This window comes from Pantoea sp. sgz302252, assembly GCF_042610525.1.
Lineage (GTDB): Bacteria > Pseudomonadota > Gammaproteobacteria > Enterobacterales > Enterobacteriaceae > Erwinia.
This window is the reverse complement of sequence record NZ_JBHDVM010000001.1, coordinates 467511-492563: the sequence shown is the minus strand read 5'-3', so window position 1 is coordinate 492563 and position 25053 is coordinate 467511. Positions and strand designations below refer to the sequence as shown.

The following is a 25053-nucleotide window of genomic DNA, read 5'->3' as shown; positions in this document are numbered from 1 at the left end:
ATTGCATCATGACCCTATTACACAGCGTGGATTTTTTTCCCGGCGGCGGGCTACCCGTCGCTATCGAACCTCGCATGCCGCAAAGCGCTTTTCCTGAGCATCACCACGAGGATTTTCATGAAATCGTACTGGTGGAACAAGGAACCGGCGTTCATGTTTTTAACGGCGAGCCGCGCACACTATGCGGCGGCTGCGTCTGTTTCGTTCGCGATCACGATCGCCATCTTTATGAAAAAACGGATCGGCTGATCCTGACCAACGTGCTTTATCGCGGGCCGGAGGCTTTTCGCTTTATCACCAATTTCCAGCATCTTTTACCGCAGGAGAAAGACGGCAATTATCCTTCCCACTGGCGCATCAGCAGCCGGATCATGGAGCAGGCAAAAACGCTGATTAGCCGTCTTGCCGCACCAGCCGATCCCAGTCGGCTCGAAACACGGGCCGAACAGGAGCTGCGGTTTATGGAGCTGCTGGTGCTGCTGCGCAGGGGCTGTGGCGAACAACCCGGCGAAGATCAGAGCGGGCGTATGCGCGGGCTGCTGGACTGGCTGGCGGACCATTACAGCGAAGAAGTGGACTGGGAAGCGCTGGCGGACAAATTCTCGCTTTCCTTGCGCACGCTGCATCGTCAGCTGAAGCAGCAAACGGGCAGTACGCCGCAGCGCTATCTTAACCGCCTGCGCCTGCTGCAGGCGCGGCATTTGTTACGCCACAGTGAAATGCGGATTACGGATATCGCCTATCACTGCGGATTTGGTGACAGCAATCACTTTTCGACGCTGTTTAAGCGTGAGTTTGGCTTTTCTCCGCGTAATATCAGGCAAAATGATTTGTGAGGTGAACAGTGAGCGAACCGCTTTGTCTGACGAAAGCCGATTATTTTCCGTCCGGGCTGATGCCGGTCGCTATCGCCGACCGCGCTCCCCAGCAAACTTTCCCGCCGCATGTCCATGAGTTCAGCGAACTGGTGATCGTCTGGCGCGGTAATGGCCTGCATGTCATGAACGATCGGCCCTGGCTGGTTACCTGCGGCGATCTTTTTTACGTCGCCCCTGATGATTGCCATAGCTACGAGTCGGCCAACGAGCTGGTGCTGGATAATATTATCTACTGCCCGGAACGCTTCAGGCTGGGCCTGGACTGGTCGCAGTTTCTGCCGCAGGAGAAAAAAGCCTGGCGACTGACCACGCGCGGCATGGCGCTGGCGCGCGGGGTGATCCAGCAGCTGGCGCAGGAGAGCGCCAAAAGCGATCGGCTGTCATGCCAGCTAACGGAGGCACTTTTTTTGCAGCTGGTGCTGATTCTACAGCGTCACCGCTATGCGGCCGACGAGGCGTGGCAACTGCCGGAAGGCGAACAGTTGGATCTGCTGATGTCCGCTATTCAGGGCCAGCTTGCCCATTTCGATCTCAGCGAGTTCTGCCGTCAGCACCAGCTTTCAGAGCGCGTGCTGAAACAGCTTTTCCGTCAGCAAACCGGCATGATGCCGGGTCAATACATGCGGCAGCTGCGCGTCTGTAAGGCTAAGTTTTTACTGCGCAGCACGCCTGCGCTGATCGGCGATGTTGCTGCCCTCTGCGGCTTCGAGGACAGCAACTATTTTTCGGTGGTCTTTACCCGTGAAACCGGCATGACGCCCAGCGCGTTTCGCCACTATTTTGAACAGCACAGCCAGAAGAAAGCCGCCGCGCTCTAAGGCCTGCTGTTCAGGAGATCATGCCCAGCCCGACGATATTGGCCGCCAGAATAATCACCAGGCAGCCGCCGCACAGCACGCTGACCGGGCGGCGGCCAACGTTTTTCCACTCTTTCAGCACCAGCCCCACCAGTCCGCCGCACAGCACATAGAAGCTCATATGCAGCATCCAGCTGATAAAGTCGTACTGGGCAGGGATTCGGGCGTGGCCCCACGCGTAAAAGAAGAATTGCAGATACCACATGGTGCCGCCCAGCAGCGACAGCAGCAGATTGCTGATCAACAGCGGTTTCGCCACTGCAAAATCCCGCCTGGCCGAGAGATCGGATTTCACCGCCAGACGGATAAAGCAAAAGCCCAGATTCACCAGCGCGCCGCCGCCCATAATAATGACGTAGCTGGGCAGTGCGGCATACAGCGGATTGATGCCCAACTCAAGCGCAGCGTCGTGCATAGGTTTAGCGGCGTTCATGGCAAAAGACATCCCGGCAGAAAATACGCCGCAAAAGATCGCCAGAACCAGGCCTTTTTTCAGGTTAAATTCTTCCGCCGTTATTCCCATGGCGCGCTCTTTTAACAAGCCAGCACGCGAGACGATGGCTACTCCCGCCAGCGCCACCAGCACGCCCAGCAGCGTGAGCCTGCCTCCGGTTGAGCTAAACAGTTCAACAAAACGGCCTTGCAGCAGCGGCGTCATCAGGGTACCCACCACCAGCGTAATACCTATGGCTATACCTATTCCCATCGACATGCCCAGATAGCGCATGGTCAGGCCGTAATTAATATTACCTATTCCCCACATAGCGCCGAACAGAAAGACCGGCAGTAGCTGCGCATAAGAGAATGAGCTGTAAAAAGCCCAGAAGTTGGGCAGCAGCACGGCGCTGACAGCCCAGGGAAGAATGAGCCAGGACATAATGCCGCCTACTGACCACATGGTTTCCCATGACCAGCAGCGTACTTTTTTAAATGGCGCATAGAAGCAGGCGGCGCTGGCCGCGCCTACCAGATGCCAGAAGATACCTGAAAAGATAAGGTGACTCATTTTTCTCTTCCTTCGTAGGCGAGTACATTCCCGCCAGCTGAGTCTACGGAGGTTGCTTTCAGGCACACCTTAGGCTGGCTGCCTGACGCCCGCTAAAAGTGGCAAAATTCAGCGGCTTATCCTGTCGGCGATCACAGATACGTTTTGTCTGCCGAACTTCTTAAAAAGCACGCCAGTCCCTTTTTTACCCTCAAAAGTACCGGTTTTTTGCCAGCCAGGCGCTGCCGCTGGCAGTAGCAGAAAGGCGTAACCCCGATCATTAATGACAGCATAAATGCAACATTACATTAACCAATTAGCAAAAACTAATTATGGAGTAGCCGCTATGTCACGTCGCTATCAGTGTTATATCAATGGTCAGTTTGTTGAAAATCGCAGCGGAAAGTGGATTGAAGTCATTAATCCGTCCACCGAAGCACCGCTATGGCAGATCCCGCAGGGAACTCAGGAAGATGCCGGGCGCGCTGTCAACGCGGCCAAAGCCGCCCAACCCGCATGGGAAGCACTGCCTGCCGTCGAACGAGGCCGCTGGCTGCGCCAGATCGCTGCAGGCATCCGCCGCCGCGAGGCGGAGATTACCGCAATTATCGTGGCCGAAGGCGGTAAAACCCAGCAGCTGGCGCAAACGGAAGTGCTTTTTACTGCTGATTACCTGGACTATATAACTGAGTGGGCGCGCCGCTACGAAGGCGAAATTGTGCAAAGCGACCGCCCGGACGAGACGATTATGGTGTTTAAAAAAGCCATTGGCGTAACCGCTGGCATCTTGCCGTGGAACTTCCCCTTTTTTCTGATCGCCCGCAAAACTGCTCCGGCACTGATAACGGGCAATACTATTGTAATTAAGCCCAGCGAATTGACGCCCGCCAACGCCATCATTTTTGCTGAAATTGTTGATGAAATCGGTTTACCGCCGGGCGTGTTCAATCTGGTTACCGGCTACGGCCCGGAAGTTGGTCATGCGCTGGCCGCCAACAAGGACGTGGGTCTGATAAGCCTGACCGGCAGCGTTGGCGCTGGTGTTGCCACGCTTACAGCGGCAGCGCCGAACGTGACAAAAGTTGCGCTGGAGCTGGGCGGCAAAGCGCCAGCTATAGTGATGAACGATGCGGATTTAGATTTGGCAGTGAAATCTATTGTGGCTTCGCGGATGATCAATACTGGCCAGGTCTGCAACTGTACGGAGCGTCTCTATGTTCAGGAAGGCGTTTATGATGAAGTGGTTCGCCGCCTGACAGCAGCTTTTGCAGCCGTAACCAGCGGCGATCCGGCGCAAAATAATAGCCTGGATATGGGGCCGTTAATCTCTGCCGATGCGCTAACGCGGCTTGAACAGAAAGTAGCGTTCGCTCAGGAACAAGGCGCGACTCTGGTAACCGGCGGCAAGCGTAAAGGCGAGCCTGGCTTTTTCTTTGAGCCGACGCTGCTGACCAACGTACGCCAGGAGATGGCTATCGTTCAGGAGGAGACTTTTGGCCCGGTGCTGCCGGTGCTCTCTTTCCGTACGCTTGAAGAAGCCGTTGAACTGGCCAACGACAGCGAATACGGCCTGACCTCCTCTGTTTTTACTGAAAATCTGAATACCGCCATGCGGGCAATAAAAATGCTGAAATTTGGCGAAACCTATATTAACCGTGAGAATTTTGAAGCCATGCAGGGCTTCCATGCGGGCTGGCGCAAATCCGGCATCGGCGGCGCGGACGGCCGTCACGGTCTGGAAGAGTATTTACAAACTCATGTGGTTTATTTGCAGGCGCACTAACTGGCACAAGGGCCGGAGAGACACTCCGGCCCTTTCTGTTTCAGGCCTGCTGCAACCGGCCCTGACTTTTCAGCAGCGCCCAGCTGCTGATTAGCGCCAGCGCCATCAGGTAGTAGCCCGGCGCAAGACTGGTTCCGGTTGCGCTGATTAGCAATGTACAAATCAGCGGCGCAAAACCGCCGAATAAGGTTACAGCGACGTTGTAACTAATAGCCATGCCGCTGGCACGCGTAGTGACGGGAAAAAGATCTGCCATCATTGAGGGTACGACGGAAAAGTAGACTGACTTCAGCAGCGCCAGCCAGCCTACCAGGATCAGCAGCCTGTCCGCCGTGGGATGATTGACCACCAGCGCGAACGCCGGGTAAATGGTCAGCAACAGCAGCACCAGCGAGCCCCACATCAGCGGCCTGCGGCCTATTTTCTCCGCCCACAGCCCCATCAGCGGCGTTACTACCGTCAGGACTACGCCTGCCAGCAGCGTGGCGCTGAATGCTGCCGTACCGGATAAATGCAGGCTTTTGGTCGCGTAAGTCGGCACATAGTTGAGCATATAGTTGATGCCGGTCGAGATAATCATCAGGCCAATCGCCAGCAGCATCAGGCTTTTTTGCTGTCCCGCCAGTAATTTAAGCGGCGAACGCACCTGCTGGCGCTGGCTGAAGCTTTCCGGCTCGTGCAGGTGGCGACGGATGTAGAGGCCAACCGGGCCAATTAACAGGCCGAAAGCAAAAGGTATGCGCCAGCCCCACTCCTGGATCTGCGTCTCGCTTAGATAGTGGCTTAGTCCAAGGCCGAAAGCCGAAGCCATTAGCGTGCTGGCACCCTGGGTGGCGAACTGCCAGCTGGCGATAAAGGCGCGTCTGTCGGGGAAATGTTCCACCAGGAAAGCCGTTGAGCTGCCAAATTCGCCGCCAGCGGAAAAGCCCTGAATCAGCCGCGCCAGCAGCACCATGATTGGCGCGGCCAGGCCGATAGCAGCATAAGAAGGCATCAGCACGATAATCGCGCCGCCCAGCATCATCAGCGTTATAGAAACCAGCAGCGCTTGTTTGCGGCCAACGCGGTCGGCGTACGCGCCCAGCACCACCGCGCCCAGCGGCCTGATAAGAAAAGAGACGCCAAAGCTGCCGAACGTCAGCAATAGCGAAACCGCCGGATCCGCCGTAGGGAAAAAGGCATGTGCTATATAGCTGGCAAAAAAGCCGTAAACGGCAATATCGAACCACTCCAGCGCATTACCTACGCAGGTAGCGAATAGTGTTTTATAAAGATTAGGTGCGACGACGGCCTGACGTTCGGCTAAAACGCTCATTGCGTGCCCTCCTGCTGCCGGAAATTGCGATGGCTGGCGAGCAGCCGATCGCCCTTTTTCCCCAGATCCCACAGTAGCCTGGTCATCAGCAGCAAGCCCTCGCGCGCGATGGATTGCAGCATATGCTCATCTACGGCATGTTGACCACAGGCCGGATAAGAGTGCGGAACCCAAAGCGTCGGCAAATCCAGGATATGCGCGAAAACATCATTAGGTAGCGAGCCGCCCAGGTTGGGCAACAGCGCAGGTTTCTTACCGCTGACTTCGCGCATGGCTTCCAGCGCCCAGTCCACCAGCGGATTTCGCGGATCCAATCTTGTCGCTGGCGAACCGCGTAGTAGCTTGATTTCAACCTGATTAAAGCCTCTGGCAGCAAGGTGCTCCTGCAGATGGCGTTCAATGTTTTCCCAGTCGGTGCCGACCACAAAGCGTAGCTGGCAAACTGCCGTCGCGCTGCCTGGGATCGCGTTCATTGGCCGCGCCGGATTGCCGGTAATAAAAGAAAGCATTTCCAGCGTGTTCCAGCCATATAATCGTTCAGTGGGCGTTAATCCCTCCTGGCCCCAATGCGGATCGATTTGCGGCCCATCTTCGCTCTGCTGGATCGCAATATCCTCAAGAATGGCGCGAACTTCTGCTGTCAGCGGCGGCGGCTTGAGTGCGTCAACCTGTAACTGTCCATGCTGGTTGACCAGCGTAGCGAAGGCATTGGCTAATTGCGTGCCGGGATTAGTCAGCAGACCGCCCCAGTTGCCGGAATGATAGTCGCGATCGCGGGCCTTGATGCTCAGGCGAACATTCACTGCTCCACGCGAGCCCAGAAACAACGTAGGTCTTTCGGCGCTGAACCTTGGGCCGTCTGAAGCAATAAAAATATCTGCGCGCAGCAGTTCGCTGTGGTCACGGCAAATCTGCGCAAGGCCAGGCGAACTGATTTCCTCGCCCATTTCGAAAAGAAATTTGCAGTTGAAGCCCAGTTTCCTGCCGCGAGCCGCGTAAATTTGTTCCAGCGCTGCGATATTCACAGAGTGCTGGCCTTTATTATCGGCGCTGCCGCGTCCATACCAGCGGTCGCCCTCTTCCGTAAGCTGCCAGGGATTAAGCCCTTGCCGCCAGTTTTCGTCATCGCCGAATACTACATCGCCGTGACCGTAACAGAGCAGCGTAGGCAAAGCGGCATCCTCAATACGCGCTGCCAGTAAAAAAGGGCGTTGCGGCGCTACGGGATTTTCAATTGCGGTTAGTGTGAAGCCCAGCGCCTGCATTGCGGGGGCGATCTCATGATCAAGATAGTGTCGAAGTTCTGCGTCGCGATCTTCCCGCTGGCTTTCAGAACGAATGGCGACACGCCGTGCCAGCACCCGCTTAAATTCCCCGCTGTCGAACCAGGCTGCGGCCTGGGCTAAGAGTTGCTCAATGGTCATAGGTTTCTCGTGTTTGCTGATTTATGTTGTTATGGCTTCCATCTAAGCTAAAATCCTCCTTTGCCACAATGATAAAAATGTCAAACCAGCTTTGCTTATAGGGCAAAGCTGGTTTGCACAACGAAGAAGCATGCACCAGAAAAAGGCTTAATTTATGCTCAGTCCGGAAGTGCGCTATTTTCTGGCGGTCGCGAGCACCGGCTCGCTCAGCGCGGCCAGCCAGCAGCTTTTTGTGGCAGTTTCAGCCATCAGCAGACAAATTCAACGGCTGGAGGCGGAGATAGGCGCACCGCTGTTTGAACGCCACGCGCGCGGCATGATCCTGAACGATGCGGGAAGAATTTTTGAGAGCCACGTCAGGCGCAGCCTGCTGGGAATGGAGCAGGCCAGGGCAGAAATCAAAGGATTGAAGGCCGTACGGCGAACGGCGCTGCGTATTGCCTGTACCGATGGCATGGCATTCAGCCTGCTGCCAGCGCTTTGTTCGCAGTTTCGCCAGCTGAATCCGTCGGTAAGCTTTAATTTGGCCGTAGGCAGCGTTGAACAGGTAGCGGATATATTACGCCAGGGCGAATGTGACGCCGCCTTCCAGTTTAGTCTTCATCCTGAACGCGGAGTAGAAGTTGTCGGCTCCTGGCCTGCGCCGGTACTGATAGCGATGCGGGAAGATCATCCGCTGGCGCAAGCGCCCTTTCAGCTGAAAGATCTTTCTGGCTGGCCGATGGCTCTTCCCGATCGCGCAACTACGGTACGCCAGCTGTTTGATCTTGCCTGTCAGATGAGCGGCACCTTTATCGAGCCAGTGATGACTTGTGACAACTTCAGCACGCTCTATGCTTTTCTGCAGCTTAATTCGCAGGCGATTACGCTATGCAGCCGCTTTAGCGTTCTTTTTCAGCAAACGGCTCCGCGCCTGGTGCTTCGCTCAGCGGGCGTCGATCAACTTACGCAGCGCACGCTTCAGGTTCAAACGGTGATGGGAAGGCAGCGCTCAGCGGCGCTAAACCTGTTTCTGGCCTTCGCCTGCGAGCAGTTGGCAAAAGCAGACAGTGGCCCTGCTTAGCCTGAAGTTATGAAACGGTGAGATTAAATGTCAAGGGAGATGCAAAATGGAAAGGGATAAACCCCGCCAGACGGCAGGGTTTCGGGAAACTTAGTTAAGTTTATAATCCAGGGTAATCTCGGCGTTCAACAGCTGAGATACCGGGCAACCCGCTTTAGCCTTATTGATGATTTCATCAAATTTAGCGCTGTCGGCGCCGGGCAGCTGAATTTGGCTTTGCAAGGCGATTTTCGTAATTTTAAACCCTTCGCCTACTTTATCCAGCGAGACATCCGCCGTGGTATCGATACTTTCCGGCGTCAGGCCTTCATTACCCAACATCAGCGAAAGCGCCATGGAGAAACAGGCGGCATGCGCTGCGCCAATCAACTCTTCAGGGTTAGTGCCGGGTTTACCCTCAAAGCGGGTATTAAAACCATAAGGCTGCTCTTTCAACGCGCCGCTTTCGGTGCTGATGGTGCCTTTGCCTTTCTTGATATCGCCTTCCCAGTGTGCCTGACCTTTCTTATGAATAGTCATTTATACCCTCCTGTTTTACGTTTTGAAATCTTAGTATAGTCTTTATTTAACAGCCTGCTGCCCATCAGGCGGCAAGCGGTCAGTCGGTAAGCAATATCACTGTTCAGGAGGTAAATATGTTCAAGGTTAACGATATCGTTCAAAGTAAAACCGGCGGGCCAAAGATGGTCGTATTACAGGTAAAAGGCGAGTGGCTCTACTGCGCACGCGTGGATGATAAAGAGCAAAAAGAGATAGAAATCACCGCCAGCTCGGTAAATCTCTATCATGAGGATGGCGATTTCGGCGTCTGCTGAGCGCCATGCCAAAATGCATAAAGCTGGCAAAGTAGCCTCGGGCCTTATCAGGCCCGTTACGCTTAGCCTAAGGCACAGAGCGCCTGGTCAGGAACACTGATTATATTGGCTTACCGCTTTCTGCCAGTCTGCCCGGTCTGACTCTTTTATCGGCAAGGGTAAAGCGGGATCGACGCGCATATAGTTCGGTGCGTAAGAAGGTTGTTCCAGCGCTTTCAGACGGCCACAAAGGTAGTTTTTCTTACTGCTATCCGCCATATTTTGCTGCACAAGCTGCCAGAATTTATTCTTTTGCGCCCCATCCAATTGCTTCAGCGTGTCTTTTAAAATTTTATTATGCATCGACAGAGCGTATTGCGTACCTGTCCGTCTGGCGTCATAAGTGGTACGGCTACCTGCAAGAGCAAAGAGATAAGCGGCGCTGTTAAGATCGCCGCTTTGAATGCAGTGCGTCATCAACCTGTAGACTTCGGGCGGCGCGGTTGCCGGAGAATCGGCCACGGTGAACCCACAGCTGCCGAATATGATAGCCTGGCTGTTATTCTCTTTTGGCTGCGTGCCCTGCCCCGACTGACAGCCGCTTAGCAGCAATAAGGCGATGCCGGGCAGTAAAAGCCGCAGTGCCTTACCACTCAGCATTTTCATCCTCATTTAGTCCGTCAGAAAGTAAAATATCGGTTTTCCACTGTTCATACATCATCATATAAGCCAGTTTGCCATTGCTGTCGGCCACGGAGTTGGCTTTATCATCAAGCGAAACAACCGTCTGATCTTCATTGTTCAACGTATCGCTTTGCATCTGGCTCAGGGAATTAATTACCGTCATGGCTATTTGCCTCTACTTTTTTGTTATTAATGAATGCCTTTTCGATTTGTTGCGAGTAACCGTTAATGATTTCGCTAAGTTCGTTAAGCAGTTCTGCCGAGAGAACTTTGCAATCATCAAGAATTTTGTCGAAGCCGAGCAGCCTCTCTGTTTGTTTAGCGATTAACATTTTGGGATCGAAAGAGGCTATCCTGTCCTTACATTTAAACACAAATTCCGTCTCGCTATGGTAAACGACCACGGCGTTGTTGGCGCGTTTTTCACCGATTAAATCCACTATTTTTCGATGAAATGGCCGACAGGATTCAGGCATCAGTATTTGTACGGTGGCTGTTTCATCCTGCACTGACTCAGCCACCCATCTATCCAAAATAGTTAACAGCGTATTTTCATCAGCGAAGAATTCAGAAAGGAAGTTTTCCATTTTCTCTTTCAGGGCGCCGCTAAGCTCTTTCGCCTGCCGATCGGCTGATGCAATATATTGACAAACTGCCTCAGCCGCTATTAGTACCCCTCTTTCATAACCGGCGATAGAAGCCTGTCGCTCTATCTCTTCCGCTTTTTTTTGACTCTGAGCAATAATGTTTTTAGCTTTTTTTTTCGCCTGAGCGATAAGGTTATCAAATTCGGCTTTTTTTTCCCGCTGACTGCGGCTTAACAAAACGTTCTCCGCAATCGGAAAAAGATTTTCATGCGGCGCGTCTTGCATTTTGCACCGCCATTCTTAACAGGAATTCATTATCAGCCAATTCAGGCATGAGGGCGCCTGTAGCCGCTTCTGGACATAAAAGAACCACTCTTTTTTTGATAGTCTCCGAACAGCCTGCCGCGAAAACGTTTAGTTCTCCGCAGGCATTGTGCCAAAGTTCGGCAAAGTCCAGCTGAACGGAATCGTCGTGGGCTGGCGTTAATTCCGCCAGCGCAAACTGCCGCGTCGCCCTGTCCAGCCGGGCAAATAATCCGGTGCGCGCTAGCCGCAGCCGTTGACGCTGACAGGCAACCATAAACGCGGCACGAGCAAGCACTGCCCAGTTTTCTACCAGAAATTTCTCCTGCGCATTATTGAGATTGATAGCCTCGGTAGGCAGTTGATACTGCCGCAGCAAAAAATCATTAAGAAGACTCTGGCAACGTGGCGATCTAAAATTTTCTGGTAACGTCAGACGCCCGGGATGAATCCATGACAGAGGATTGAAAACAATTTGTCGACATCTGTTCAGCATAGCTACTCTCCATTTACCGCTTTTTCTGGCGAATGATGAGGCAGAATTTCATCGGCGTTACTGCTTTTCTTACTTTTACTGTAGTTTTTTAGTCTGTCTGCCAGCTGCGGATGACTTTTCCTCAGGCACAAAAATACCAGGAGTAGCAGACAGGCAATGCCAGAAAAGACAGAGAGGATCAGCTCATATGAAGGCGCCGATTTTTTTAACGCTACCGGCCCGGCACGCTGTACGCTATCCATTGGCGTCAGTACTACGGAAATATTTTCGTATTCGACATTGCTGAAACTATTTTTCAGGAATTTTTTTACATCGCCGATCAGCAGCTCTTTGTTTTTCACCCGGCTATCGTAACTTAATAACGCTGACAAATGTGTTTTGTGGCTGGTCGGTTTACCGTCCCCACCATCCGCATCATAACTGATATGTACTTTTGCCGTCGCGACGCCATTAACCGCCAGCAGCGACTGGCCCAGCCGCTGTTCAATCGCGGAATAGAGCCTGGCTTTTTCAGCCCGGGGAGAAGAAACCAGCGAATCCGCAGGGAACATTTGCGCGATCTGCATTTCCGGCTTGCGCGGCAGACCGTGAGAATTCATTAAATCTACCGAAGCCGCGAAATCTTCAGGCGCAACTGAGATGCTGAAGCCCTCCTTGGCCTGCTTTTGTTTGCTCGCATGAATATTGTTGCGTTGTAAAAGGGCTATAACTTCATTGGCCTGAACCTGGTCCAGGCCCTGAAGCAGCTCCTGTTGTTTACATCCTGTCAGCAATAATGCTGACAGGATAATGATTAAATTTATTTTTTTCATTTTATGAACGCAGCAAAGTTTCAACCGTACTGACACCTTTCTTTGCCAGAATACTAAGCGTTGTTACATATAGCGAGTAATCAGACGTGCGCTGTTGCAGTTTGAAAAGCTCAGCCGGATCGGATGTGGTTCTTCTTTTCTGCAACGCATCAATCACATCGATTTGCTCCGCCTGCGTCGTCATATATGATTCCGCATAGGCCTGCAGCATTCTGTCTTCCAGAGAAACAACAGAATGCTCTGGTAATGATAAAGATGAGCCAGAATAATCCGTAGCATCGAGTGGATCAATTAACATCGACATAGCCCTTCTCGCTTAATTAATATCAACGCAGGTTAGAAGCTATCGTAGAAGAAGTATCTTTATAAACTTTCACTACGTTAGATTGCGCAGTACGGTAAAGTGTATATTCCGAGAGGCGTGACTGATATTTCGCCAGCAGCTCTGGATTAGAGGGATCGTTTGCCAGCGCCGTTAATGCTTCTTCCAGTTCGGCATTCAGTGAGACTACCCCCGCATCAAAACGCCCTGATTCATGTGTTAAAAATCCATCCCATGCACTTGTATCAGCAAGAGTAGAAATGTTATTAATGCTCATATTATAACTCCTTATTAATTTTACCAGGGAAATACCAATGACCGCCTGAAGACTTAATATAACCGTCAGGGCCATATTTATAAGAGCGGCCTTTTAGCCAGTCATCTTTGATATTCAGTGCAAAGCGTATATAATCGCCTCCCCAAATTTGATGATAATAGTTTATAAAATCTTTTATTCTCACCAACTCCGCATCATCTATCGCCCCCTGTAGAGAAAATGTCACGCTGTCGGCGTTAACGGTTTCAACATAGCTGATAGCGATCTTTTTGAGTCCCTGCTCCGCCAGTGCTTTTACCTCCCGGTCAGATAATGTCGTCAATGAGATATCGCTTGCGCAGGGTAAAATTTGACTGAGCGCCGTTTTTAACCGCTTTTTTTGTTCTGCCGGCAGCCGGCTTCTTTCTGCGCTTAGCTCTATTACCGGATACTGTGGCTGATCCAGCCTGACACGATGAAAGCGAACTTGCGGCCACTCCCGGTGCAGCCATTCGGTTACGCGTTGCTGCTCGCTTTGACGCGTAACGATTTTGGCTTTATGCGAGGCCGAATTCTTTATCAAAGTTTGCTCGGCCCAGTCAGCCATTCTGTAATCACGGGCATAAACATAGAGCTGACGATCCTTACCCATTATGATTTGATAATTTGAATTATCTGCATTCAACAAGGTAGAGATATCGCTTACCTGGCGCTGAGTGTCGGTGAGCCAGTAATAACTTATGGAGGCGGTGCTGATCAATAAGCAGCCTGCCACTAGTACCTTAATCCATTTACCGCCCGACGATGAGGCTTTAGCAGGCAAGGATTCATTTTCTTCAATTTGCGGCTCGTTAGTGCCGTAAAGAATATGGTCGCTAAAGGTTTCTTCGATGCCACGCCAGGCAAAGCTGACTTTATCAACCATAATAACGTTATCAGACGCTATTGCGGTATCCTGACTTTTTCCATCAGCCAGCCGGCGCAGTATCACCGTTTCGTCTGCGTTCTCAGGGACAAGGACTTCAAAATTTGAAGAAGCGCCGCCGCCTGGAATATAGACAGTATTGTCGGGTAATAAATCCCCCTGCTGCTGCTGGCAAATAGTCGTGTCATCCACAACTAAAAAAAGCGTACGTCCCGCCGGAAGTCTAAACTCACAGCCTCTTAGCGAGCCATTAAGTAACCTGACGATAATCTCTTTATGTTCAGCGTTGTGCCCCTGGCCTACACTCATTTTGTATCTTTACCATTATAATGTCAGGAAGAAGATAGGTTTAATACTAAACAATATATATGATTTGCCGTCAGGGGATCATGACTGGAATATAATCGCTTAGCTGAAACAGATAAAATAAATGATAACTTATTGATGTTGCTACTGTTTACTTATGCAGCCCGAGTCCGAATTATTGGTGTCCGGGCCTAATGGATAATGTCCGAACCGGGTAACAAGCTGATAAATATCTTTCACATAATGAATGTTGTCAAACTGACCTTGTTCCATCTTAAACCCGAATGACTCTTCCAGATTAATCATCAAGTCCATTAATGCCAGTGAGTCTGCCAAAAGATCATAGCAAAGGTGTTGTTCAGGATTAAGGTCATTTATCGGATAAGCCAAAACCTCTGCAATTATTTCATTAGTTTTTCTTATAAGCATCTTTTCTGGAGCCCATGATATTTGTAGCTGTTAAGCTACCATATTGTTAACTTACAATATGCAGGAATAGCATGCGTTGTTCCTGCATACGCCTTAGTCGTTTGAACTTATATCGGCTTTAATAATTTTCGTCCGGCCGGACTTTACCCATGAAATCTCCTTTAACAGGTTAATGCGTTTTCACGTATGCCGCTGTCCAGCAGACGCCGAATTTTGCCGCAGTTAAGACTGAACCAGCATGGGTTTACCCTGGCCTGCAAAGTCATCACTTTCTGCAATGGCCGGGTTTTGCATGACTTGCGCCTTAGAGATTTTACGCCGGTAAAACTGAGGTTCAGACCGCTGCATTTCTTGTTCCGGATGGTGGATATCATTACGATTTTCCGGGCGCTCCTTCTCTGATGTTGTTTTTAGCTCTGCGCTTTCACCAGTCCAACTTCTGGTGACCAAACTGCTGTCAGTATGTGCCTCTCCATTTGTAGAAGCTTCACTGGCTTTAAGAGGTGCCAGACTGCGGCTGTTGGTGAATCGCCTGGTAATATCGCCTGCCACACCATTCGCGCTAACAACATTTGGAGAAGCCTGGCGATTACGCCGATAACCCGAGCGGCCAGTTGCCTTTTCGCTTTCGCTTTGCTGCTGGAGATAGGTTCGGCGCCCCCTGGTGTCAAGGCCCTTATTTTCCGCGCCTGTAGCCGTCTGCACTTCACCGATACGCCTGTCGTTCAGCATGCCACCGCGTTTTTGCACAGGTTGTTGAACGGCGGATACTGAATTTTGCAGTTGCGGAGATCGAACCGGCGTGATTCTGTTCTGCGCTGTAGAAGGCGCTACTTCATTGTTATGGCCGACATTTTGTGCCAAATTAACAGGCCTCTCGCCGTTTGCGGAAGGCTCGATGGTTCGCTGTGTCGCCAGGCCAATATTGTGGTTAAATCGCCCGGCGATATCGCCTGCCACACCATTCGTGCTAACAACATTTGGGGTAGCCTGGCGACTACGCTGATAGCCCGAGCGGCCAGTTGCCTTTTCGCTCTCGCTTTGCTGTTGAAGATAGGTTCGACGCCCCCAGCGGTCCAGACCCTGATTGTCCTTCGGTGCCGCGCTTGTATTCGTCTGCACTTCATCAGTACGCCTGTCGTTCAGCATGTCACCGCGTTTTTGCACAGGCTGTTGGTAGACGGACGCTGAATTTTGTAGCTGCGAAGATCGAACCGGCATAATGCTGTCCCGACCTGCAAATTCATCGCCATCTGCCACTGCCGGATTTCGCATAACCTGTGCTTCCAGGGTTTTACGTAAGTAAAACTGGGGTTCCGTCTGCGGCGCCTTTTCGTCCGGCTGCCAGCTATCATCAGAATTTCCCAGGCGCGCTATACCTGATTTTGTTTTTTGCGTAGCGCTTCCACCAGACTGCTTTTTATCGATAAAACGGCTATATACTGTGTTAGCGTCACCCTGTTTCCCATGTGGATCAGCTGTCTGTAAAGCGACGCTGTTGCTCTTCATCAGCTCATCGCTCTGCCGGACATTTTGTGCCAAATTAACAGGCGTCTCGCCGTTTGCGGAAGGCTCGCTGGTTCGCTGTGTCGCCAGGCCAGTACTGTTGTTAAATCGCCCGGCGATATCGCCTGCCACACCATTCGTGCTAACAACATTTGGGGTAGCCTGGCGGCTACGCTGATAGCCCGAGCGGCCATTTGCCTTTTCGCTCTCGCTTTGCTGCTGGAGATAGGTTCGACGCCCCCAGCGGTCCAGGCCCTGATTTTCATCGGATGGCGCGCTTTCATTTGTTTGAACTTCGCCAGTATTTTGGCCTGATTTATTATTTCGTTCACGAACGATTTGCGAACCACTAGTCTGCGTGCCAGCGCTATTCCCCATCATTACTTTACTACGTTTCGGGGTATTCTGTGGGCTGTCAGCTAATGGTGAGTTAATGTGGCGATCTGGCACCTTTTCTGGTTGTTGGTCATTTTGGACGCCGCCCTCTTGTCTTATTTCATCGCTGGCGGTTTGCAATTCTACAGCCTGATGAACCTCCTGTGGTTCGCTGACAGAGAGAGGCTGAGTTGGATTTCCCTTAGGCTGGACAGAAAAACTAACGCTATCCGAAACGGGTGTCTCGTTGTTAAGATGTTCTGAGAGAGTTTCCTGCAGTTCTTCTGTGGTTCCGCCTTCGGCCTGTTTTAAGGCTAGTTTATCGCCTGTATTATCAGCAAAAGCGTATACTTTCGGCTGCTCATCGTAGCTACCACCGACATCATCCGTTTCATCCAAACCGCTAATCAAGTCCTGATCTTGATTAATTTCTCCTTTGGGGAGTACATTTGTTGTAGTCTGGGCATCAGCAAACTGATTGAGGAGCTTATCCTTTTGGTCTGACGCCTTTTCTCCGCTGTTAGCCATAGCAGGCTGGGCACCATAATGGTAATGAATACTGTTATCAATATAAACAAAGGGTGCATAAATACCGGGCTGCGCTTCGCCAGCATTAACTTTGGGCGTCTGTTCTGCCGCGGCAGGTTTCTGCCTATCCTTATTATCGGTGTCAGCGATTTTATCCATCGGTTTTTTTAACAGGTCTAAAACCAAAGACTCATGATTAAATAAAGTTCGTTTTTGATCGAACAGGCCGGTTGAATTGTCTCGCAGAATAGTTCGCCGCATATTAGAGTGATCACGGTAAGAAGCACGAAAGAAATTATCTTCATTTTTCGTAACAGCTTCCCGATCGTTTTTAGAAGGGATGTGCTTTGTCAGCGTCGTATCGATTTCCTGCGCAATATTATTATTAAGCGTAAAGCCCTTTTTTTCTTCATTTATTGCAGCGAGTTTATTGCAGATCCCGTTAAATTTTTTGAGCTTACTTTCCTTATCGCCATCTTTACCCATAGAACCCGCAGCGGCTGAATATTCACCCAGTCCGTTTTCTCGAATAAAAACAATAAATTCTTTTGTAACTTTATTTAGTTCCTTGATTTGATATCCATCCAGCCCTTCATTTTTTATTAAATAACGCATAATCAAGAAATCATCAACGTTTTTTTGGGCAATTTCATCGTTATCAGAACTTTCAATCTGCGTGATAAATTCTTCTAACATTTTATCAGAACAGGCCAGGTTGTTTACTGATTTTGTTGCGCTAACATCAGCAGCTAAATCGGCTATCGCTGCTTGTCTTAATTTTTCGTTGAATTCAATGTGAGACGGACACTCCCGTAATGCTGTAGATAGCTGCGCTAAAGCCGAAGAACTGGGCTTTTCAGCGCCGGCCTCGGTCCTGACTCCTGTTTCTGCCTTTATTTCAGTACTGACCGCAGACTCCGCTCCAGAACAAGTTTGTACAGGCGTATTTAGGTTTTCTGGAAATGTAGATGAGCAATTTACCGAGCGTGCTGACTGTAGTTTGGATAAAATATTATGTACTAATAAATTTGCGTGTTGTGTTTGATTGCCACGAATCCTTAATAGATTATCTACATTTTTAGCATCACTCAGTTTTTTCCCAAGAGAATTTTTTATTATATTATTAGTTTCATTAAATGCGCCCAGCCTGTTAATATTACCGCTGTTAATGGAACATGTCATCTACACCCCTCCATCAGATATTAAAAAAAGACTTATCGCAATCAAGTAGTGAGTTTATAACGCTACTCAATACCTTTACCAAATTATCGAAAGTTGAGTTAGCATTTGAATACCTTTGGGTAAGTGTTTGCATTGCGGTTTGAATAGTGTCTTTTTGAATGTCAAGGCCCGCCTGAAATGAAGCCCACATTGCACTATTCATCGACGTACTGGCACTATTCGCAGAATTTTCTATTGCCCACAGAGGTGAGACATCTATCGTAACGACATAAGTACCGTCATCAAGCTCTCTGATAATGTTATCCGAATCCGGATTTAAACCCATCATTTTTGCCCAGGCAACGCAGTCTTCTTTCGATGTTCCTTTGACCGTATCATCTGCTACAGGTGGGTATAAGGTAGTAGCTGGTACCACTGTGTTAAGAGGATAAACGAGCATAAGAGCCCGTAATTCCTTGAGAAAGGCTGATTTATTGAAGGTGGTTTTATCCTCATCGGCCCCTACATAACTGCTTAATTTAGCGATAAAGTCAGTAAAATCCTTGTAAAAAGCAAGGTTTTTTTCCACTGCATCCTGAAAAACATTCAAATATTCTTCAGACATAACGCCAATAGCTTTTGCCACAGCTTCGCTTATTTCCTTACTGGAAGCGGTTGACGTATCTGTCGATAATGTAATAACCTGGTCTATCTCCTCACTCTGCAGATTTTCAAGTTTCAGGTCTTTGTATTGCTCAACTACAGACTCTAACTGTGCCTTGATTTCTGTGTCGGGCTGGCTGTCGACCAGGGCTAAATTTTGCGAAAGCAAAACGTCAGAATCTGTTACTGCGTTTTGTGTATCAGAGATGCTCAGGGCTTCAGATTGTTTAGCAAAAAATGTTGTTTCCGCATCAGCGTCATTACCAGACAGGCTGTCGATTACAGTCGACTCGCTAATTTCGTCGTAAGTAACTTTACAATTATGCGCAACCAGTTTACTCCTGGCGCCTGTGCTTTGCACCTCTTCGCTAAAAGCGGCGAAATTCTTAGCTTTGAGATATTCTTTTAATTTATTATCGTTATTCACCCGCTGAAAATAAACAGCAGCTGAATTTGACGATGTTTTCAATAGTGTCTCTTCTGGAATATGATTATCCTCATCAGTAGCAACGATATTTTGTGCTATATTACAGGAGCCAATTTGATTTACTAATCTTGCAGAAATGTCGGTCATAATAGGCATGTTTTTTCCTTTAAAAACCCTCTTCACAGTGTAAAGAGGGTTTTACTCTTCATCAGACTCGAATTAAACTATTGAAATTGGAACTTGATCTTTCCGCAACCTGCGCCATCTGCTGCATGATCTCCCGGATCATTTGATCGTTGTTTTGTGCCTGGCGTTCTTCAGCTTCGGCACGCGCATTGATGATCTGCTGATCGGTCATTCGTAACTGTGATTCGCTCTGATGCTCAGCCTGGCTGACCTGATACTGAGCAGAAGTCAATTGGCCCATGCTGCCTGCGATATTAGCAACCAGATTGCCATTTGCCTGTTGACGATTTCCCAGCATGCTCACCCGATTGGCCTCCAGCGACTGTTTCGCCGCCTCGCTTTGTTTAAGCAGAGCCGTTTGTTTCAGGATTTTTGCATCATTCTGACCGGTAAGCGGGTCGCTATTGAGGGTCGCTGCTGCCTGAGCTTCAAATTTGTTGGCTTGTTGCGTAAGTTTGTTAGCCTGAGTGCTATGCACAGTTTGCGCTTTAATTGTTTTACTGGCACCACGGTATTGCATGACTCCGCCCATGGCTGAAAGCCCAATGCTGGTTGCGCCCCCAGTGATCGCCTGATTCCTGCCATCAACGCCCGCTTTAACCTGGGCTGCGGCGGAAGATTTACCGTGTTCATAAGCTATTTCACTTGATTTAGCTTTTAGTTGTATATTTGCAGCTTTATTTTTCTGTTGAGCTTGCAGCAGCTTATCAAAATTATCGTTTATTGATTGCATTCTGGAGTTAGCCAAAATCTGCGGATTGAAGACGTGACTTTTATTTGTTCCTGAAACAACGCCATCGTAAGCGGCCTCGCGAGCGAAATTATCGTTGTCCGACGCCTCAGACGCAATAACCTGCTTAGTGCCAGCAACAGCAGAACTGTTGTCCGCTAAAATACTATTGTAGCCTGCAATAACACTGATCTCAGTAGCAGAGAACGCGTCCGATTTTTTTGGAGACTGCATCTGCTGTATCAAATGGGCTATCTGATCCTTTTCTGATGCATTTAAAGCTGCCTGCACCTCGTTTATCTGCGTTGACTGATTAAATTTATCCATTTCTTTGCAGAGTACTTTTAGCTGAGCGCTATCAGGTACGGTGCCGGGCAGCGTCAAAGCCGGTACAGAAGAAGCCAGGGAGGATCCATTTTTCTCAGCAAAACCATTAATGGAATCGCTGATAACGCTAAAAGAAGAAAACGTTTTTGCATCAATATTTTCTGATGCTATATTGCCATTTTTTAAAAGTTCGGTCTGGTTTTCTAATGTGTATGCCGGTTGCTGCTTATTGTATTCAATATTAATTTGCATTTTTCTCTCCTTATTAAGCGCGAATATTATGCGCAATGAACTTTGAAACACGTGCAGAACTTTCAATCGAATTGTTTAGCATTTTGTTAATTAAATTTATATCTTCGCGATCGTTCTGAAACTTATTAATGATTGAGGTAAGCATTTTCTTCAATATCTCATAATCTGTTTGTGCAAGGTAAAAGTCCGCCATGCTTTTATTTGCCTGCAATCTTATATCCGCTATAGCAATATTTAATGAAGTACTTACTACCGCATTCGAAAAGCCCAGAGCCCCCGTTACCTGCTGCAGTCGCTTAGTAGTAATTTCCTGTAGCTGCCTGATCATTTCTGGTGTTTTTTTATTATTATGATTAAAAATAAATTTATTTATTTTTTCAGCTAGTTGTTTAATTTTATCTATAACTTCATTAGCGGCTTTAGATATTGCACGCCTACCTTTACTTATTGCTTTAATAAATGAATTAGCTATTTTATTAGCTATTTTACTAACCATTGAAGTCACAGTTTTGACAATAGCCTGTATTAACTTATTTATAAGTTTTTTTATCAGAGTTTTTATCAAACTTTTTGCAATTATCGCCATACCAACATAAATAGCAATAGTTGTTACAGCAGACATAACATTTTTCACAAGACCTAATAAATCGAACCCTACGGCCTTGCCTATCACTTCAAGCAACTTGTTTATCCCTAGCATCTCCATGACTTTATCCCGGATTTTATCAACTATTTTTGCAATAGGTAAAATAACATTCTCCATGAGCCAGTTCACTGCCATGCCGGTAAGACTTTCTCCCGTAATGGCTTCAGTGATGATGTCCAGCGACAGTAGGGTAATGCCTAATACCGCTAATGGTGTACCAATGCCACCAAAAACTGTGGTCACAGCGCCAATAGTAACCAGAGTCCAGCCCACTATAGTCCCAAGACAGCCCAAAATTTTTTGTAACTGTTCAGCCTTACGTATTTTTTCTTCTTGTTCATCTGCTTTCCTTTTCATCTCAGCCTGGCGCGCTTCCAGCTGTTTGCGATTGATTTCCAGATCTTTTTTAAGTTTTGCTTCCGAAGCCTCGTCAATTAAATTAATGAATTCCGTTATTAACTGGATCATCATTGCCATACGGGTAAGGGCTTCTTTCATGTTATCTGAGTTTGTTTTTAGATTATTAATAGTATTTTGGTCTGAGGCTTTTTCCATTTCATCGATTTTATTCAAGTAAGACTGCATAACTACATCTGTTTTTTGCAACAGCTGTGTATGACTTTCTTTAACTAACTGAAAGAACGCATTTGCATTTTTTAACTCTACTTCGGCAATTTTAATTTTCTGTACGGCCGACAGCACCTCTTGATTATCAACAACTGCTGGATCATTTGCTGAGTCCACGCCCAGTTTTTTTAACAAACTGTCAAGACTTTTCTGTGCCGCTTCGAGTTTAGTTTTTGCAGAGTCAACTTTTTTCGCGGCATCATCGAGCATACCGCTACTTTTTTGCAGTTCTTTCTCAAGAACATCTAATTCATCACTTAGTGCTAAATATTCATCCGATAATTTTTCCATTTGATTGGATTTGGCTTGTTTGGCAGCAATGTAACCGGAAAGCCTGTTTTTCAACTCATGTGAGTCAAGCTCATTAGTCAGAGATTGATATTGCGCCATTAACTTCAGAACGTTAGCTTTACTGGTTAAAGACGTTGTTGGCTGGCGGATTGCAGGCGCATTCTCAGATGAGAAATTGTTTTTCTCATCATTATTCCCGGCTATTAAAGCCAGGTCCTCACCTATTTTTTCCTGGACGGCAGCATTAATAGCCTGAGCTGCTGAAACTGATATTTTTGTTTTACTCCTGGCGGTTTCAGAGAATTCTTCCTTAGTTAGCGTAATAGCTGAGGCCGATACAGGAACTTGTGTAATTGTAGTCATTTAACTCCCCTCTATTAATCATTATCTGCAATTTTTTCTTCAGGAACACTTCCACTCTTATCCTTCTGACTTCGTATGCTTGCAATATAAACTTTTGCTTTAGCAACTAAATTTTCATCCGTACAACGCTCGGCTAAAATATTGAAAGATTTTAATGCTTTCACATAGTTACCCATTAGCAACTGGCATTGGCCAATATAATAGAGCGGATTAAAGTTATCCTCAGCTATCAAATAGGCCAATGAATAGAATTCACAGGCTTTCTCATAATTTTTTTTCAACTGTTGTACAGCGCCCAGACCAATAAAATAATCAGCATTTTTTAAATCATATAAGCAAAGGAAACGGAAAAATTTTTCAGCCTCATCCAGTCTCCCTTCATTGTAAAATTGATAGGCATGAGCGTAAATATTTTCCATGGCCATATCAGAAATACCGTGAATTTCTTTAAGAGTAGCCCCATGCTCCGTGGTTGCCATCATTAACATTTCTATGTTACCTGCAGTGAAATCACCTGATTCTGAGTTCATTCTGTTCTCCTGGTAGCGTCACCGTATCTCTGATGACTGTATTCAAACATGATTTTTTTCTTAATACTCATAAATAACGCGCATAAGCGCAACTCGCATGAAAAGTCAATGAATTTCATTTTTCCATGCGTTTTCTACCTGCTCCAGCCAAATTAATATTTCCATAACATTATCGAGCTCTTCCATGCTGACAAACGAATAGCGCTGGTGAGTACGATATATCCTTCTGGCCAGTTTGACGTTTTGAATAACCGGCACGCCAACTTTCTCCGCATAGGCACGTACTGCTAAAGCTCGCTGATTTTTCTCAAGGACAGAGATGAAAGGGATTGGCACAATCTGAGGATTGAGGAAAAGACCAACAGCGATATGGGTAGGGTTGGCAATAATAGCTTTAGACTTTTCAATATCAGATTTATCCTGCTCAGAAAGCAATTCCATATGCAATTCTTTACGTTTGGACTTGATTTCCGGGTTGCCTTCCTGTTCTTTATATTCACGTTTCACTTCCTGCTTATCCATTTTCAGGTCTTTAATATGGATAAAATACTCTGCAAGCGCATCTAAAATGATAACTATTAACATGCAGCTCAGGCAGATAAAGATTAGCGTGCCAAACAATTCTCCCCATACCGAAAATAGTTGGACCGGTTCGGCGTTCAGTTGTGAAAACACAACGTTTTTCTCTTTATCCCAAAATAGCTTTGCCGCCATATAAAAACTCGCAAGCAGCAAAATCGACTTAACGATTTCTTTCAAGGTACGTAGACTAAACAGCTTTTTTAGGCCGTTCGCCGGGTTGATCGCACCAAAATTCAATTTCAGCGCTTTACTGGCTATAACAAAACCTGTTTGCAGAAGCGTGGGGAGAACCGAGGCTAAAACGCAAATCAATAAAAAAGGAAGAAAAATTTTAAGGCCTTGCCATATAATACCTAATGTATATTTATGTATATCAACCTGAAAATCTGATTCAATAACCTTTTTCCATGTTTCCATCATTTCTGTCAAACTGGACAGGTTAAGCAAATAGTAAACTCCGGCCAATATCAGGCAGGATATAATCAAATCTTTACTTTTAAAAGATTGCCCTTTTTGCGCCGCATCACGCTTTTTTTTGGGCGTAGGCTTTTCCGTTTTACTGCCTGACATTCATTGAACCTCTCTTAGAGAATCTTCATTAGAAAGTGGTTAAGCCCCATTGCATCATGGCCTGCGGCAGCAAGCGCAGCGTTAATACTCTATCCAGAAACACCGGGTTGAAATAAAGCAGCAGCAGTAGAAAGCCAAGCGCGCTTTTAACCGTCATCGCCAGCGAAAAAGCGTTTAGCTGTGGTGAGTAGCGTGCAAGCAGGCCTAGCAATACTTCACTGAGCAAAAACATAATAATTAGCGGGCTGGCCAGAACAATGCTTTTCCCTACCAGTATGGAAAGAAAGCCTGTGATCTGAGGCAGCGCAGGTAAAGTCATCTGATAAGGTTCCCACAATTGATAACTTCTTTCGAACACCTGTAGCAGCAGCAACAACCCGCCGCTTTGCAACACGATGACTGCAGCAAAGAGGTTGAAAAAATTGGCCAGCTCGGACGAGTCAACGCCCGACACTGGATCAAGCATACTGCTGAGCGTTGCGCCGCGCTGGTTATCGATAAAGCTACCTGCAGCGTGCAGTACCCAGCATGGTAGACATAAAAAACAGGCAATAATCAGGCCCAGCACTAACTCTTTACCCAATAGCAGCAGTAAGAAGCCATCGTTGAATTCGCTAAATGGCGCTTTAGCATAGGGCCAGAGCGCCCCGCCAATAAACATAGCCACCGGCAAACGAATGGCGCCAGTGAGCGTACTGGTATTGAAAAAGGGAAGCAGCACAAAAGCAGGCATCAGCCGTGCTGAGGCCATTGCCATGCCATAAAGCCAGCTATGAAGGTCAAAAAAAAGAGCCGTCTGCATATTATCGTGCCAGCGCCATGGCAAGGAGTTCCCGCGAGAAATTCAGCAGGATATCCCCATACCAGCCTGCAATCATAAAAAGGCATAAAATTACGCTCAGCAGTTTCAGACCGAAAGGCAAAGTTTGCTCCTGAAGCTGCGTTATAGTCTGGAATAAGCCAACCAGAAGTCCTACTATTGTAGCGACTATGATGGGCAGCGCAGACAGGCTTAAAATCAGATAAAGCGCTTTATTTCCAGCAAAGGCGATGTTTTCCATTTTGTCCTC

At 48.0% G+C, this 25053-nt stretch carries 26 protein-coding genes; 5 read left to right on the top strand and 21 right to left on the bottom strand.

Annotation, left to right across the window (positions count from 1 at the left end):
• The first annotated feature begins 8 nt into the window (after positions 1 to 8).
• Positions 9 to 836, top strand: coding sequence for an HTH-type transcriptional activator RhaS (gene rhaS, locus ACETPC_RS02290; protein WP_380178222.1), 828 nt, complete (start codon positions 9 to 11; stop codon positions 834 to 836).
• Positions 837 to 844: 8 nt separating this feature from the next.
• The gene (rhaR, locus tag ACETPC_RS02285) at positions 845 to 1696 is read left to right on the top strand and encodes an HTH-type transcriptional activator RhaR (protein WP_380178221.1); all 852 of its coding nucleotides are present in this window, start codon (positions 845 to 847) and stop codon (positions 1694 to 1696) included.
• A 10-nt stretch (positions 1697 to 1706) separates the two neighbouring features.
• Here rhaR and rhaT read toward each other — a convergent pair whose 3' ends face one another.
• On the bottom strand, positions 1707 to 2741 hold the full coding sequence (gene rhaT / locus ACETPC_RS02280; protein ID WP_380178220.1) for an L-rhamnose/proton symporter RhaT: 1035 nt from the start codon (positions 2739 to 2741) through the stop codon (positions 1707 to 1709).
• A 325-nt stretch (positions 2742 to 3066) separates the two neighbouring features.
• On the opposite strand from rhaT, the gene aldA reads away from it, so the two are divergent.
• A complete protein-coding gene (gene aldA / locus ACETPC_RS02275) occupies positions 3067 to 4503 on the top strand; it encodes an aldehyde dehydrogenase (protein ID WP_380178218.1) in 1437 nt (478 codons plus the stop codon).
• 40 nt (positions 4504 to 4543) lie between these two features.
• Here aldA and ACETPC_RS02270 read toward each other — a convergent pair whose 3' ends face one another.
• Both ACETPC_RS02270 and ACETPC_RS02265 read right to left on the bottom strand, forming a co-directional pair.
• The gene (locus tag ACETPC_RS02270; RefSeq protein ID WP_380178217.1) at positions 4544 to 5818 is read right to left on the bottom strand and encodes an MFS transporter; all 1275 of its coding nucleotides are present in this window, start codon (positions 5816 to 5818) and stop codon (positions 4544 to 4546) included.
• Positions 5815 to 7242 carry a M20 family metallopeptidase gene (locus ACETPC_RS02265; protein WP_380178215.1) on the bottom strand — a complete coding sequence of 476 codons (1428 nt, stop codon included), beginning with the start codon at positions 7240 to 7242 and terminating at the stop codon, positions 5815 to 5817. The genes ACETPC_RS02270 and ACETPC_RS02265 overlap by 4 nt, the downstream gene beginning before the upstream one ends.
• A gap of 154 nt (positions 7243 to 7396) precedes the next feature.
• Here ACETPC_RS02265 and ACETPC_RS02260 point away from each other — a divergent pair, with 154 nt between their 5' ends.
• Positions 7397 to 8305: a LysR family transcriptional regulator gene (locus tag ACETPC_RS02260; protein WP_380178214.1), complete on the top strand. Its 909-nt coding sequence runs from the start codon at positions 7397 to 7399 to the stop codon at positions 8303 to 8305.
• Positions 8306 to 8395: 90 nt separating this feature from the next.
• Here ACETPC_RS02260 and ACETPC_RS02255 read toward each other — a convergent pair whose 3' ends face one another.
• Positions 8396 to 8824: an OsmC family protein gene (locus tag ACETPC_RS02255; RefSeq protein ID WP_380178212.1), complete on the bottom strand. Its 429-nt coding sequence runs from the start codon at positions 8822 to 8824 to the stop codon at positions 8396 to 8398.
• 116 nt (positions 8825 to 8940) lie between these two features.
• Between ACETPC_RS02255 and ACETPC_RS02250 the strand changes: the two genes are divergently transcribed.
• Positions 8941 to 9120 (top strand): DUF2158 domain-containing protein, encoded by a 180-nt coding sequence (locus ACETPC_RS02250; RefSeq protein ID WP_380178210.1) that lies wholly within the window; start codon positions 8941 to 8943, stop codon positions 9118 to 9120.
• 87 nt (positions 9121 to 9207) lie between these two features.
• Here ACETPC_RS02250 and ACETPC_RS02245 read toward each other — a convergent pair whose 3' ends face one another.
• The 17 genes from ACETPC_RS02245 to ACETPC_RS02165 form a co-directional block, all read right to left on the bottom strand.
• Positions 9208 to 9759 (bottom strand): hypothetical protein, encoded by a 552-nt coding sequence (locus tag ACETPC_RS02245; protein ID WP_380178209.1) that lies wholly within the window; start codon positions 9757 to 9759, stop codon positions 9208 to 9210.
• A complete protein-coding gene (locus ACETPC_RS02240) occupies positions 9746 to 9946 on the bottom strand; it encodes a hypothetical protein (protein WP_380178207.1) in 201 nt (66 codons plus the stop codon). Before ACETPC_RS02240 ends, ACETPC_RS02245 begins: the two co-directional genes overlap by 14 nt.
• Positions 9933 to 10655 (bottom strand): hypothetical protein, encoded by a 723-nt coding sequence (locus ACETPC_RS02235; RefSeq protein WP_380178206.1) that lies wholly within the window; start codon positions 10653 to 10655, stop codon positions 9933 to 9935. Before ACETPC_RS02235 ends, ACETPC_RS02240 begins: the two co-directional genes overlap by 14 nt.
• On the bottom strand, positions 10636 to 11169 hold the full coding sequence (locus ACETPC_RS02230) for a hypothetical protein (RefSeq protein ID WP_380178205.1): 534 nt from the start codon (positions 11167 to 11169) through the stop codon (positions 10636 to 10638). Before ACETPC_RS02230 ends, ACETPC_RS02235 begins: the two co-directional genes overlap by 20 nt.
• Positions 11170 to 11171: 2 nt before the next feature.
• Entirely contained in the window at positions 11172 to 11981 is an 810-nt protein-coding gene (gene sctJ, locus ACETPC_RS02225; protein WP_380178203.1) for a type III secretion system inner membrane ring lipoprotein SctJ, read from the bottom strand.
• A 1-nt stretch (position 11982) separates the two neighbouring features.
• Positions 11983 to 12285: a type III secretion system inner rod subunit SctI gene (gene sctI / locus ACETPC_RS02220; protein ID WP_380178201.1), complete on the bottom strand. Its 303-nt coding sequence runs from the start codon at positions 12283 to 12285 to the stop codon at positions 11983 to 11985.
• A gap of 22 nt (positions 12286 to 12307) precedes the next feature.
• Positions 12308 to 12580, bottom strand: coding sequence for a type III secretion system needle filament subunit SctF (gene sctF / locus ACETPC_RS02215; protein WP_380178200.1), 273 nt, complete (start codon positions 12578 to 12580; stop codon positions 12308 to 12310).
• 1 nt (position 12581) lies between these two features.
• Complete coding sequence (locus tag ACETPC_RS02210) at positions 12582 to 13793, bottom strand: PrgH/EprH family type III secretion apparatus protein (protein WP_380178199.1); 1212 nt, start codon at positions 13791 to 13793, stop codon at positions 12582 to 12584.
• Positions 13794 to 13934: 141 nt separating this feature from the next.
• Positions 13935 to 14219 (bottom strand): acyl carrier protein, encoded by a 285-nt coding sequence (locus ACETPC_RS02205; protein ID WP_380178198.1) that lies wholly within the window; start codon positions 14217 to 14219, stop codon positions 13935 to 13937.
• 222 nt (positions 14220 to 14441) lie between these two features.
• On the bottom strand, positions 14442 to 17810 hold the full coding sequence (locus ACETPC_RS02200) for a hypothetical protein (RefSeq protein ID WP_380178197.1): 3369 nt from the start codon (positions 17808 to 17810) through the stop codon (positions 14442 to 14444).
• A gap of 13 nt (positions 17811 to 17823) precedes the next feature.
• Entirely contained in the window at positions 17824 to 19035 is a 1212-nt protein-coding gene (locus tag ACETPC_RS02195; protein ID WP_380178196.1) for an IpaD/SipD/SspD family type III secretion system needle tip protein, read from the bottom strand.
• Positions 19036 to 19087: 52 nt separating this feature from the next.
• Positions 19088 to 20374 (bottom strand): hypothetical protein, encoded by a 1287-nt coding sequence (locus ACETPC_RS02190; protein WP_380178195.1) that lies wholly within the window; start codon positions 20372 to 20374, stop codon positions 19088 to 19090.
• A gap of 13 nt (positions 20375 to 20387) precedes the next feature.
• A complete protein-coding gene (gene sctE, locus ACETPC_RS02185; RefSeq protein WP_380178194.1) occupies positions 20388 to 22301 on the bottom strand; it encodes a type III secretion system translocon subunit SctE in 1914 nt (637 codons plus the stop codon).
• A gap of 14 nt (positions 22302 to 22315) precedes the next feature.
• Positions 22316 to 22831 carry a SycD/LcrH family type III secretion system chaperone gene (locus ACETPC_RS02180; RefSeq protein ID WP_380178193.1) on the bottom strand — a complete coding sequence of 172 codons (516 nt, stop codon included), beginning with the start codon at positions 22829 to 22831 and terminating at the stop codon, positions 22316 to 22318.
• 105 nt (positions 22832 to 22936) lie between these two features.
• On the bottom strand, positions 22937 to 23983 hold the full coding sequence (locus tag ACETPC_RS02175; protein ID WP_380178192.1) for an EscU/YscU/HrcU family type III secretion system export apparatus switch protein: 1047 nt from the start codon (positions 23981 to 23983) through the stop codon (positions 22937 to 22939).
• A gap of 28 nt (positions 23984 to 24011) precedes the next feature.
• Positions 24012 to 24785, bottom strand: coding sequence for a type III secretion system export apparatus subunit SctT (gene sctT / locus ACETPC_RS02170; RefSeq protein WP_380178191.1), 774 nt, complete (start codon positions 24783 to 24785; stop codon positions 24012 to 24014).
• A gap of 1 nt (position 24786) precedes the next feature.
• The gene (locus ACETPC_RS02165) at positions 24787 to 25044 is read right to left on the bottom strand and encodes an EscS/YscS/HrcS family type III secretion system export apparatus protein (protein WP_380178190.1); all 258 of its coding nucleotides are present in this window, start codon (positions 25042 to 25044) and stop codon (positions 24787 to 24789) included.
• Positions 25045 to 25053: the final 9 nt, after the last annotated feature.